General features: G+C 40.1%; 14 protein-coding genes. 1 reads left to right on the top strand and 13 read right to left on the bottom strand.

Translation table 11 applies throughout. From position 1 onward, the window contains the following. The 7 genes from CBM15_RS06160 to CBM15_RS06130 all read right to left on the bottom strand — a co-directional run bounded on the left by CBM15_RS06160 (position 1) and on the right by CBM15_RS06130 (position 8,209). A complete protein-coding gene (locus tag CBM15_RS06160) occupies positions 1–435 on the bottom strand; it encodes a Zn-ribbon domain-containing OB-fold protein (protein ID WP_087616283.1) in 435 nt (144 codons plus the stop codon). Positions 436–446: 11 nt separating this feature from the next. Next, entirely contained in the window at positions 447–1,610 is a 1,164-nt protein-coding gene (locus CBM15_RS06155; protein WP_087616281.1) for a thiolase C-terminal domain-containing protein, read from the bottom strand. 19 nt (positions 1,611–1,629) lie between these two features. Further along, positions 1,630–2,043 carry a MaoC/PaaZ C-terminal domain-containing protein gene (locus CBM15_RS06150; RefSeq protein ID WP_008404148.1) on the bottom strand — a complete coding sequence of 138 codons (414 nt, stop codon included), beginning with the start codon at positions 2,041–2,043 and terminating at the stop codon, positions 1,630–1,632. Between the two features lie 28 nt (positions 2,044–2,071). Continuing rightward, entirely contained in the window at positions 2,072–2,521 is a 450-nt protein-coding gene (locus tag CBM15_RS06145; protein ID WP_087616280.1) for a MaoC family dehydratase N-terminal domain-containing protein, read from the bottom strand. Positions 2,522–2,525: 4 nt separating this feature from the next. Next, complete coding sequence (locus CBM15_RS06140) at positions 2,526–4,691, bottom strand: acetate--CoA ligase family protein (RefSeq protein ID WP_087616278.1); 2,166 nt, start codon at positions 4,689–4,691, stop codon at positions 2,526–2,528. Positions 4,692–4,986: 295 nt separating this feature from the next. Next, positions 4,987–6,999, bottom strand: a complete 2,013-nt coding sequence (locus CBM15_RS06135; protein WP_087616276.1) for a helix-turn-helix domain-containing protein — start codon at positions 6,997–6,999, stop codon at positions 4,987–4,989. A gap of 223 nt (positions 7,000–7,222) precedes the next feature. Further along, on the bottom strand, positions 7,223–8,209 hold the full coding sequence (locus tag CBM15_RS06130) for a YhdH/YhfP family quinone oxidoreductase (RefSeq protein ID WP_087616274.1): 987 nt from the start codon (positions 8,207–8,209) through the stop codon (positions 7,223–7,225). Positions 8,210–8,311: 102 nt separating this feature from the next. Between CBM15_RS06130 and CBM15_RS06125 the strand changes: the two genes are divergently transcribed. Next, the gene (locus CBM15_RS06125; protein ID WP_008404154.1) at positions 8,312–8,731 is read left to right on the top strand and encodes a MarR family winged helix-turn-helix transcriptional regulator; all 420 of its coding nucleotides are present in this window, start codon (positions 8,312–8,314) and stop codon (positions 8,729–8,731) included. Positions 8,732–8,846: 115 nt separating this feature from the next. On the opposite strand, the gene CBM15_RS06120 is transcribed toward CBM15_RS06125, so the two are convergent. The 6 genes from CBM15_RS06120 to CBM15_RS06095 form a co-directional block, all read right to left on the bottom strand. Further along, positions 8,847–9,668 carry a MetQ/NlpA family ABC transporter substrate-binding protein gene (locus tag CBM15_RS06120; RefSeq protein WP_087616272.1) on the bottom strand — a complete coding sequence of 274 codons (822 nt, stop codon included), beginning with the start codon at positions 9,666–9,668 and terminating at the stop codon, positions 8,847–8,849. A gap of 10 nt (positions 9,669–9,678) precedes the next feature. Continuing rightward, a complete protein-coding gene (locus CBM15_RS06115) occupies positions 9,679–10,341 on the bottom strand; it encodes a methionine ABC transporter permease (RefSeq protein WP_008404158.1) in 663 nt (220 codons plus the stop codon). After that, positions 10,334–11,080: a methionine ABC transporter ATP-binding protein gene (locus CBM15_RS06110; protein ID WP_087616271.1), complete on the bottom strand. Its 747-nt coding sequence runs from the start codon at positions 11,078–11,080 to the stop codon at positions 10,334–10,336. Before CBM15_RS06110 ends, CBM15_RS06115 begins: the two co-directional genes overlap by 8 nt. A 209-nt stretch (positions 11,081–11,289) precedes the next feature. Beyond that, positions 11,290–11,823 (bottom strand): GNAT family N-acetyltransferase, encoded by a 534-nt coding sequence (locus tag CBM15_RS06105; protein WP_239835816.1) that lies wholly within the window; start codon positions 11,821–11,823, stop codon positions 11,290–11,292. Then, positions 11,820–12,215: an HIT family protein gene (locus tag CBM15_RS06100; RefSeq protein ID WP_087616267.1), complete on the bottom strand. Its 396-nt coding sequence runs from the start codon at positions 12,213–12,215 to the stop codon at positions 11,820–11,822. The genes CBM15_RS06105 and CBM15_RS06100 overlap by 4 nt, the downstream gene beginning before the upstream one ends. Beyond that, positions 12,212–12,751 (bottom strand): GrpB family protein, encoded by a 540-nt coding sequence (locus CBM15_RS06095; protein WP_087616265.1) that lies wholly within the window; start codon positions 12,749–12,751, stop codon positions 12,212–12,214. The genes CBM15_RS06100 and CBM15_RS06095 overlap by 4 nt, the downstream gene beginning before the upstream one ends. Positions 12,752–12,763 lie beyond the last annotated feature (12 nt).

Below are 12,763 nucleotides of genomic sequence, written 5' to 3'. Positions count from 1 at the left end.
TTAGACTAATACCCACTGTGGAATCGCTCGCTCCTCAGTAGCCTCTATCCATACCATTTTTACCTTTGTTCCGATGGAAACTGTTTCTGTATTGCCATGGAGTACATTACCAATGATCTTGATGTCAGGGTATTCCTCCAATTGGACAACAGCGATCACTGTTGGCAGTTCATTTTGGAAGCCCGGTAAAAATGGTCTATTTGAAACGATATACGTGTAGACCTCACCGGTAATTGTTGAGCCTAAGTTTTCCCAGATTAAATCGATGCTTCCGCAGTTTGCGCAGCTCGGTCCAGGGGGGTGATTATAATTGCTGCATGTATTACATTTTTGCACATTCAGCTCATGTCGATCTGCCGCATCCCAGTAAGGCGCATTATAGGTGTTTTTCAAAGGAATCGGCTTTTCGTAAATAACTTTTGTCTCTTCTTTCATTGTCATTCCTCCTATTTACATAAAATCATGGCACCGGCAACATCCGGTCCTGTCCAACCTGTACAAATTGCCAGTTCTGTATCTTTTACCTGACGTTCGGTTCCCTCATATTCACGTCGAACTTGGCGGACAATTTCCAATACATTATTCATGCCGTGTGTATAGCCTTCCGAAAGCATGCCGCCCGCTGTATTTGTAGGAAGCTTGCCATCCATCCGCAAGTTTCCAGAACTTACAAAATCTCCCACTTCACCTTTTGGTGCAAGTCCGTATGCCTCGAGCTGACGTAAAACGACCCAGCTGAAACAGTCATAAATCGATGCAACCTTAATATCCTCAGGTGAAACGCCCGCATTCTCGTATAATCGGGGCGCAACATAATCTGCTGCAACTTCATCGATATTTTTCCAGTAATGGGCGTGGGATACTACTTCTCTTGCAGCCATGCCTAAAATTTTTACAGGGACGGATTTGCAGTCTTTGGCACGCTCTGTGGAAGTTACAATAATCGCGTTTGCCTCATCAGACTCCAAACAGTAGTCATGCTTTGTAAATGGTGAACTTAAATGTGCCGTGCTCATATATTCTTCCATCGTCAATGGTTTCCCGTAAAAAAATGCTTTCGGATTCCGCTGTGCATGCTCGTAAAAGCTTGTGCAAACATGCCCTAAATGCTCCTGTGTCAATCCGTTCAGATGCATATGGCGAGTGGCAAACAACCCGAACCATTGCCCTGGACTGCCTGCCCCATAAGGAATAATAAAGCTCCCGCCATCAAAACCGTTTTGAAGGGCATCAATACTGAATCCGCCTCCACCCATGCGGACACCGGAGCGTCCATTCATCGAGCGGAAAATAAGCACGGTATTTGCCTGTCCTGTTTCAATCAAACCAATGGCCTCTGCGATTAAGAGCTCAGTACTGCTCCCCCCGCCGAACATTTCTTTCACAACTTTAGGCCGAACCCCTAAATATGTTGCCACCTGGTGCGGATTACAAGAATCCATCTCCGAATAGCTCATGAACCCATCAATGTCTTTTGCTTCCAAACCTGCATCTGCTAGTGCAGCCCGTGCTGCTTCCAACGCCAATTCCAATGGGGTAACCCCGGAATTTTTCGAACGATTACTTTCGCCTACCCCAACAATGGCATATTTTTCCCTGATTTTTTCCATTCAGCCCACTCCCTCTATGTTAAAATTGGATAATGGCTTCGCCAGATCCAACAACCTCGCCTATGTCCTTTACTGCATATAATTTCAAAACAACCTCTGTCCTACCGTCAATTTTCGTTTTTTCCTTGACGATTCCTTTACACACAATTTCATCCTCCGGAACAGTCATGGCACCAAAGCGCATTTTAAAATCGGTTACTGTACCTTCATTCGATACAATTTTATTCACGTATTCTCCTAAAAAACCCATGATTAGCATTCCGTGTGCAATCACACCATTTAACCCGATTTTCTGGGCGAAAGCATCATCTGTATGCAAAGGATTAAAATCACCTGAAGCTCCTGCATATTTTACAAGCTGAACCTTTGTTACCTTTTCTTTTTTATATTCCGGCAGATTCAGCCCTTCCACTAATTGGCTAAGATCAATCATATTAATCTGTCCTTTCTGCATAAGAAATTTAATTCAGCACTAACGGGCGGTATACAATATTAGTCCGGCTTGTTACTATGTGCCCGCCGTTTTCGTCTTTTATTTCTGTATCGAATAAAATGAATTCCATCATGCCGTTTTTTCCTTCTTTTTCATATACATCCGTCACCTTCATCTGGCAGTACAGCATCTCTCCCACACGAATCGGACGAGTATAGAAAAATTGCTGTTCACCATGAAGCATTCGTCTGTAATCCAACCCTAAATCCAAAGCGTCATTTTCATTGTCGGGTGTCACGGCAACAGGAAACGTCAACGGTGCAACGATCCCTTTATGAGGTGTATTTTTGGCATATTCTTCATCCGTATAAAGCGGGTTCGTATCGCCAATCGCCTGCGCAAATTGTCTAATATGACGCTGTTCCACCTTGAAGGTAAAGGGTTTACCTGTTTTACCGATTAAATGTGCAAGCTCCATCGCTTTATCCTCCAATCAATTCCTTTTTAATACTCTCTTCAGTCACTACAAGCATGGCATCTGCAGCCTTGATTCCATTTTCATAAACAATCAGCGGATTAATATCCAATTCCTTGATTTGGTCTTTATAATCAAGCATTAACTGGGAAACTCTTAAAAGCACATCGATAATCGCTTCTTTATCTACCGCTGCCTGACCCCGAGCCCCGTCCAAAATGGCCTTTGCCTGCAGTTCGTCCAATAGTGTCCCGGCATCCTGTCTGCTTAATGGTGCAATCTTGAAGGCGATATCCTTAAATACCTCAACAAAAATGCCACCTAAACCAGCCATAATAACCGGTCCGAATACTTCATCATTTTTTGCGCCGATAATCACTTCTGTCCCCTGCGGCAGCATTTCCTGTACAGAAACACCATTTAAAACAGCAGCAGGATTGTAGTTCCTTGCATTTTTCATAATTTCCATGAATGCTTCCTTCACTTCTTCTTCAGAAGAGACATTTAAACGAATTGCATCTGCCTCTGTTTTGTGAGGGATTTGCTGCGAATCGATTTTCAGCACAACCGGAAACCCAATCTGCAATGCTCTTTCCACAGCTTCTTCCGCAGAAAGTGCTACATAGCGCTTAGTGATTGGAATGCCATACCTCGCTAGAACTTCACTCGCCTCTGACTCACTTAAAACAGCACCTGGTGTTAACAAATCATCAATCTTCTCATGTTCATAACGTTCTTCCATCCCATCTGTTTGAACGGTATTTAAAAACTGACTGTATTCTACTATTTGTGATAATGCCCGCACCGGGTTTAATGCGCCTGATACTACCGCTATTTCATTTTCAATTAAGATCGGAGTCGTTTGTGGGTATGTGATCTCTCCTAATGGGAACGGGAAAAAACCAATAAATTTTTCACTGTTTTTTGCGACGGTTATAAACTCTTTGAAATACTCGTTATGCTCATCCCAGCTATGCGGAAACTCTGTCAGCAGGATGTTATCAACCTCAGGACTATTCACGAGCACCTTTAGGGTATCCAGGAAAAATTCCGGATTTGTGAAAGAGGCTGCGGCAGTCAAGTCAATTGGGTTCGTAACACTTGCGTAATCCGGTAAAGTCTTGCGCATTTCCGCCATTGTCTCATCAGAAAGTCTAACAATATTCAATCCATATGCCTCACAGCGATCCGCTTCATTAATGCCCCGGCCGCCGGAGCTTGTAATAATCGCCGTGTTTTTGCCCTTTGGCAATCGATTTGGATTAAACAATTTTGAAAAGGCAATGACATCCTCTGCATCTTCTACACGAATAATGCCGTGCTGCCTGAAAAACGCATCGTAGATTTTATCCGATCCAGCGAGTGCTCCCGTATGAGAGGCAGCTGCTCTGCTCCCGGCATCACTACGCCCGGTTTTCATTAATACAATCGGCTTTTTCTTTTCCAAAGCCTTACGTGCTGCCTGTTTCAGCTTTTCAGGGTTTTTTGCTCCTTCGATATAGCCGCTGATTACTTCAATCTCATCATCATTGACCATATAGTCGATATAATCTTCCATTGTTGTATCCATTTCATTTCCGCTGCTGATAAAATAGTTGAAGTTGATGCCATACTGGGCTGCTGCCATATATGTTAAAACACCGAATGCACCGCTCTGTGACACATAGCCAACTCCTCGCTTACCAGTCATTGGAACGTCTAACACAGAAGATGAGAAGGTGCCGATTAAACCATTCGATGTATTGACTAAACCGACACAGTTTGGACCCAGCAATCGAATATTATTTAATTTGGCATATTCCGCCAACTCCAGCTGTAGTTTCTTTCCTTCTTCACCAGCCTCCGAAAAACCGGAAGCAAAAATGATCGCAGCTTTTACCTTTTTTTCTGCGCAGGAGATTAGACCATTTTTAATCTGATCGTAGGCTACACAGAAAATAACGAGATCAATAGAATTCGGGACATCTGTCAATGACGGGTAGCTTTTCAGGCCCGCAATTTGCTCGGCTTTCGGATGGATTGGATAGATTTCGCCCTGAAATTTACCGTCAATCAGTGCCTGGAGCTGAATGTTGCCGATTTTGTACTTATTCTCTGATGCGCCTAAAATCGCGACCGATTCAGGATAAAGTAAAGGCCTAATGGATTCATAGCTTTCTACATTTTGAGTCATTTGCATTCCTCCTAAAATGTTTTTAGATGATTCATCTATGAACCCATCATACATTTCCTTATTTATTTACACTGAAAATTCTGACTAGTAAATTAATAGAGTTATTATGATGTCAATATACTGGAATAATTCATTTAAAGTGTTGTAACTGCTGCTATTTGAATAGGGCGGAAAAAATCTTATGTTCACACTAACCCCGACTTTCATTCATTATAATCTCGACTTCGTTTCTATGTAAGCGCATTCATATAATGTAGAGACAAAAATAAAAAGCCTCCGAATAATTTCAGAAGCTTTAGTCAAATCGCTCTAGCCAATCCCATATTTTCTTTTGAATTTTAGAGGAACCTACAACAAGCCCTCTCTCGATTTTATTTAAATACGAAGCAGAAACTTTAATTTCCTCCGCGATATTCGTTAACGTAAGGTTATGATTCCTGCGTACTCGATTCATACGCTGGATGAGCTCTGTCTGGAGACTGCTCTGCATATCCTTACTGGCCGCAACAGACTTGGCGGGCTTCTTCACTCTCTCAATCGACCGGTAATGTTCTTTTATTTCAGGAGAAGGAACAATAACGATGGAAGTATTTAGCCAATATTTGGCCCAGCCCTTTCCTTCCGCTCTATTTTCATCCCAGTTGATATAGTACCAGTCGGCAATGATTTTATCCTCCACTAATTTATCCAGCGCCTTTTCAAACCGCTCCCTTGTTCTGATTGGCAGACGATTATTTAGCCCCTGCCCGCATACTTCCAATAGCGTATTCACTCTGTTTAATTGCTGGTAGTCCCCTTTATATGCCTGTGTCCTCCATCTCCAGCTTAAATAGCGGCATAATTTCTTTTCAAGGTTAAATCGTGCGGCATGATAGTGCATTGCTTTTAACGGAAGTAATGCCATCTGCCGCTTGGACGAGACTAAATATTTTGCGAATACTTTATCGACCGTAAATGTAATGGACTTACCGCAAGTCTCCTCATTCACTTCATATTCCTCGCCATTTGGATGTTTAAATAAAAAGGTTCTGCCTTGGACTTCTACCTGAATTGGCTTGTTATTTTTGTACATCACTGTTTTATCAATTGTTAGCCACAGACTTTGAATCACCTTTAAAGAATGGATGACCTGTTCCCTCTGTTTTGTTTCAAAGCCTCCACGCCGCCCGTCTCCATTGAGTTTAGGCCGGAGCCCCCTCATTGTTAAAATATCCCTTAATTCAATTTCCACAATATCGTCGAGATTTTTAGCCAGCTGTAAATAAAGATGACAAAGAATATCCAGCACATCCACATCGATAATGGACATTTGCCGGACTATATTTGACGCAATTTGTTGCATATTTTCATAAGCAGAATTAAAGTTCCGGTTTTCCTTAATAAACGGAATGATTTGAAGATTCCCGCTCGTATTTCCCTTTTCAAAAATATATTTAGGCCAAATACCTTCATCACCTATCACAAATTTCTGTTTATAAATCGCTTCTCTCACTACATGATAGGCTACATTATTCAGAACATTTGCATAGTTGGACATGTATTTCGGTTGAAGTGCATCATTGCCTGCCCCACCATTTTCGGGCTGTTCGATGACACTACCAAGTTGTAAAGAGGCGGAAACATTATTATTTATTTCATTGATCAGTCTTCTTTGCCATTCTTTAAGATAATGATCGACATTATGACTAAACTTCCTAATAAATGATTTATTAGTTGCCAGATTAAAGCGCAGTAATTCAAAAAATTTCACATTTAACTCTTCTATCGTCAATTCTTTGATACCTCTGATTCCGTCCAGCAGAATCATTTCCTCTAAAATAAAGATTTTTAATTGATTCTGGAGCCAAATATAAAAATTATCCCACGTATCTTCTTTACCTATAAATGTTTCATTCTGTATAATTGCCTTCGTTTCCTCAATAGAATTCTCTAGCAATTGATCGTTATTTAAAATTGCATTACTTCCCTGAGTGCTATGGGCTACAATATAAAAGTTAATGGAAATCGCCATCTTTTCAATTATTCTTTTTCGCAGCTGTAACCGAATCTTGTAATATAACTCCTTATTTCTAGCATACTCCTCCTCATCAATAATATAACTTGGAGTATTCGTATTGCCTTCATCCTGTTCCAGATCGACAATGGAGCCCTCCTCAATATGTCTGTCGAAAAAAAGACTGTAATTCATTTTTTCAGTAGGAGCATCATTGACCGAAAGAACATAAAAATTTTTTATTCTATGCTTTTCTTCCTCCATTGTACGTTCCAAATATACCTGCGTAGATTCATTAGTTATATAATTAAACATAGCACCCTCCCACCGTACAAAGAAAAAGTAGTATAAATAAGAATAATTTTATCATAATGCAAGAATTTTCTTAATATTCATATTTATTATACATGACTTTGTGGATTTTTTGACTTATTCTAAAGATTTTAAGGGATTTGTTATTCTTGATTGGTAGATGTCTAGAATATAAAAAAGCGCTTCTCTTTCATTGAAGAAAAGCACTCGTTTTTTGATTTGCTATTTAATTTTTAATAATTGTTCTTCCTAAATGCTGACCATTTTTAATTCCTTCAATCGTGTGAGGTACTTCTTCAAGTGAAATTTCGCTTATTAGAGTGGTTTGAGCAATATTCCATTCATTCGCTATTTTATCCCAAATATAACCTCGATCTTTAATTGGCACATTTACTGAATCAATTCCCAAAAGGTTAATTCCTCTAAGAATGAACGGCAGCACTGTCGATGTTAGTTTGATCCCGCCTGCATTTCCGCACATACTCATACTTCCGCCATAAGAAATTTGAGGGATTACTACAGAAGCAATATCTCCTCCAACAGTATCTAGGACAAAATCGAATTTTTGCTTATTTAACGGTTTATTGAGTTCTCCTAATTCGTCTGCAAAAATGACATCAGTAGCTCCTAAAGATTTTGCTACGTCGATCTGATTTTCTTTCCGAACTAACGCAGCAATATTTTTGTAACCAATTTTTGATAAAATTTGCACAGCTATACTACCTACTCCGCCAGTTGAACCAGTGACCAGAATCCTCGGATCTTTGTTTAAATCCATCCCCTTCTCCTCTAATGCCATGATAGAAAGGGCAGCCGTAAATCCGGCTGTTCCAAAAACCATCGCATCTTTTAAAGATAAATTGTCCGGTAAAGGAACAATCCAATCTGCCGGAACTCTGGCATATTCCGCAAAACCTCCTGTATGGCTCATACCCATAGCAAAACCTGTCACAATTACTTTCTGTCCTTCTGTATAGCGATTATCTGTTGACTGAACAATCGTTCCGCTTAAATCTATTCCAGGGATAAGCGGATAATTCCGGATAACTCCTCCATTTTTTTGAACAGCTAACATATCTTTATAGTTTATTGAAGAATAGGAAACCTTAATTAAAACTTCGCCATCCGAAAGACTGTCGAGATTAACATTCTCCAAACCGTAAATTACCTGATCTTGTTCTTCTTTTACAATAATTGCCTTGAATTGATCCATAACTATCTGCCCCCTTCTGCAACAAAACATTTCTATACCAAAAATGTTTTATTACAAAAACTTACATGATATGATAGGTAATGTCAATATGGGGGAGATAAAATGGAATTAAAAGATTGCATGAATTTTTTGCTGAGCGCCAGTCAGAATAAGGTTTTTAAATATTTCAGCAAACTTTTGGAGGATTATGGCGTAACACCTGCCCAATATGGTGTGCTGAATTGTTTGTGGAGAGAAGGGCAATTATCGCCTAAACAAATTGGTGAAATGGTATATTTAGAAGCCCCTACTGTCTCGGGGATCTTAGATAAAATGCAAAAAGCCGGACTAATAGAACGTTCAATCGATCCAAACAACCGTAGAAATGTTTTAGTAATGGCGACTCAAAAATCGGAAGAAATCAGAGATGAAGTGGAAGCTGCAACAATTGTGTTGAATAATCAAGTTCTCGAAAACTTGACAGATAGCGATACAGAAGTGCTGAAAAGAGCATTGGAAATAATAATTAAGTCTGATTTTTAATTATAGATACCCTTTTGATAGGGTAATCGCTTAGTGTGCCCCACAGATTAATCCAACCAATAAAAACACCGAAACGCAAAATCTAACCGCGTCTCGGTGTTTTCAGGTTATTCATCTATTCGAACGCAGGAGTAGCCGTTTCGTCGTAGTTTTCTTTCAGGAAATTACGCACTTCTTCACTCGTCATCGCTTCCGCAAGCTTTTTGATCGCTTCGTCGTCTTTGTTGTCTTCACGAGCAACTAAAGTAATGGCAAAGTCGTTTTCTACACCTTCAGTTAACAGTGCATCACTTTTCGGCGTTAAGCCAAGTGGTGCCGCATAGGCAGGTGTCATAACAACCGCATCCGCATCATCGTACATACGTGCTAGCATTAACAGGTCAACTTCTTTAAACTGAAGATTTTTCGGGTTGTCCTCGATGCTTGCTAATGTGTAATACACATCTGTTTTTTCCTTTAATGTGATCACACCGTGCTGGGCAAGCAGCATTAACGAACGGTCAACGTTTGAAATATCGTTGGCAATCGCAACAGTTGCCCCATCCGGCAATTCTTCGATTGAATCATAATTTTTTGCATACACACCGTAATTTGCAAAGTAAATTGGCTGGATCGGCACTAAATTCGCGTCATTATTCCGATTGAATTCCTCCATATACGGTACGTGCTGGAAGAAGTTTGCATCAACTTCCTTTGCAGCTAGTGCACTGTTTGGCTGTACATTATCGCCTAATACGACAATTTCCAGATCAATGCCCTGCTCTTCTAATTTAGGCTCGACTAGCTCCAGAATATCTGTCATCGGTGAAATTAATGAGGCAACTTTTAATGTTGTCTCTTCCTTTACTGCTTCTTTATTCGTTTCTTTTTCTTCATTCTGTCCGCAGCCAACTAAAGCTAATACTGCCGCCACACTTAACATCCATCTTTTTTTCACAATCTTTCTCCTATCTTTTGTCCAACCATCTTGCTGCAGCCGTACCAATCATTTGAATGAGCTGCACCAAAATAATCATAATGAAAATCATGTAAAGCATTAGATCTGTCTTGAATTGCTGATACCCGTAGCGAATTGCAAAGTCACCGATACCGCCGCCCCCGACAACACCCATAATTGTGGAATACGAAATAAAACTGACTATTGAAGTCGTCAGGCCGAGCACTAGTCCTGAACGCGCTTCCACAAAAAGAAAACTAAAAATAATACGTCGAACCGAAGCCCCCATTGAAACAGCAGCCTCGATTACACCTTTTGGCACATCGAGCAGTGACTGTTCGACAAGCCTTGCATAATGGGCAATGGCAATAATCGATAACGGAACTGTTGCCGCAACCGTACCGATTGCCGTACCGACAATGAGCCTTGTAAAGGGAATCAAGAATACGACTAGCAGCAGGAATGGAAACGAGCGGATCGTATTCACCGCTAAGTTTAGTATGTTGTAAACGACACGGTTTTCAAGCAACTTTTCTTTCCCGCAAAGAAATAAATATGTACCGATTGGTAATCCGATTAATACGGCAGCTACAATTGACACACCGACCATGAAAAACGTTTCACTGATCGCCCGCCAAATCTCGGCTTCATATTGACGCAATACATCAGGCATGTCCGAATCCACCTTTCACGAGCTGATCGACGAAGCTTTGCGGATGATGGCTCGTTTCAAGTACGCCACTAGGTGTTAACTCAACTGTTTCGTATATTTGCCCTGCATCCAGTACAGTAGCCCGATGGCAAATACTTTTAACGACTTCAAGCTCATGACTGACAAGCACAATCGTCACACCGAGCTCAACATTAACCTTCTGTAAAACACGCAATATTTCCGCAGAGGTGTTTGCATCGAGCGCAGAGGTTGGCTCATCACAGAGCAGGACGGCCGTTTTGTTCGCAAGTGCTCTTGCAATTGCCACACGCTGCTTTTGTCCGCCGCTCAGCTGGGCAGGATATTGATTTGCAAACTGTTCCAATCCTACAAACTTCAGACATTCCATTACGCGCGCTTTCCGCAGCTTTTTAGGATAGTTTGCGAGAACGAGTGCAATTTCTACATTATCCCGGACGGTTTTATTAGCAACGAGGTGAAAATGCTGGAAAATCATTCCGATCGATTTTCTCGCTTCACGAAGCTCAGCATTCTTTAAAGCTGTTAGTTGCTGGCCATTGATGAAAATATTCCCGCTATCCGGTACTTCCAGCAAATTCATCAAACGCAATAACGTCGATTTCCCTGCACCGCTTGCCCCGATCAAACCATGAATTTCCCCTTTAGCAACCGTTAATGTCACATCTTGAACGGCCATAAAAGAGCCAAACTTTCTTGTGACTTGCTGTAATTGAATCACCTGTAAAAACACCTCCACTGCATACCCAATCGATTTCTAATTATAGTAGATTTTGCATCAGCTACCAAGAGAAATGTTTAATGTAAAAAATACCAGGTTCCATAAATTTGCAGGTTATCGATTATGTACAATCCATACAATAAAAAAGACTGCCGCAAAGTTAGAATCTATTTCTAACTTCCCGAACAGCCGATTAGTATGATTAAAACTTAATAAGGGACTTCATCCAATTTAATTGGTGTTGTTTTATTGTCCTTCCAATCATCATAGATGGAAGCATACAAGACAGTATCTGAGATTGATCCGTCTTCATTTTCCCATGCATTACGTAAATAGCCTTCTTTTACGAAGCCTGCCTTTGTAAAACATTTTCTCATCGCTAAATTATCCGCTCTAGTATAACCTTCAATTCGAATTTTACCTTGTTCACCATACAGATAATCTTTTAGCCAACTTAACGATTTTTGACCAATGCCTTTTCCTCTTGCTTCTTCCGTTAACCTAAGATCAAACAATGGAATTGTATCTTCAATGTCATCGATTATTATTATTCCGACCTTTTGTTCTTCTTTAATAATCCAAAACGCTTCTCTTCCCTCAGAGTAATATCCTTTCTCAATCGCTCTTTTTATCGCTGCCGGATCTAACTGAATCTTCGTATGAAAAGGCCAATGATTGGAACATAGTAAATCAATCAGTTCTTCATTTTCTGAGTTATATTTCTTAATTTCCAAGACAATCACTCCCTTTCAAATTCAAGCTGTTTCACAAGTTCTGAAATCGAAATAGGATAGTAGTTTACCTCCTGGGATGTCCAAAAGTCATCCCCTTTATATCGTGGAACTATATGTATATGAAAATGTGTCCCCTCATCCATAATTGCGCCGTTATTTTGAATAATGGTTAGCCCGTCTATCGAAAAGTGCGTTTCATATACATTTATAATCTGTTTCTGCAGTTTGAATAGCTCCATTAATGCTGAATCAGAAAGCTCGCGGATATCCATAAAATGCTGTTTTGATATAATTAATAAATGACCGGACTGAATCGGATCGATATCTAAAACTACTTTAAAATTATCTGTTTGGATTAGTATTTGTTTCGTTTCTATCCCCACACAGAAAATACAAGTCATAAAATCCCCTCACTCAATTTCTTGAAAATCGACTGCACAAATTGTTCTTTATAGGTTGTGTAATCTGCAATTCCTTGCATATTTGTTGAGAAAAATTCATTTTTAAGCGCTTCGTATTCTTTCTTTACCGCTTCATTTGCATTCAAATAATCTCTAAAAAAGCGCATTTGATGCCACTTTGCCTTATTGAATTCTACAAGATGGATGAAATGAGTTTTCGTTTCAAATGAAGCATCTGTAAATTTTGCGCAAACAATTTCATCAGGTCTTTCAACTTGTAAGCGATAAAAACCAGCTTCCTTGAGTCCAATGAAAAAGGCTTTATCCAGCAAGTTAAAATTTTCAACACCTATTACAATATCAATTACCGGCTTTGCCGAAATCCCTTCAATAGATGTGCTACCGATATGTTCAATCTGATACGACTGCAAATTCGTGTGCCCCATGATTTTTCTCTTGGTTTCGGCAAATTCCCTTTTCCAGCCGGCTTCATGCGGCACAAGTACAACTTCATTCTTTTTTAATCCGAGTTTCATCATATCCAATCC

The organism is Solibacillus kalamii (assembly GCF_002174535.1).
Classification (GTDB): domain Bacteria; phylum Bacillota; class Bacilli; order Bacillales_A; family Planococcaceae; genus Solibacillus; species Solibacillus silvestris.
The sequence above is the reverse complement of the archived record's forward strand: the minus strand, read 5'-3'. Positions and strand labels throughout refer to the sequence as shown.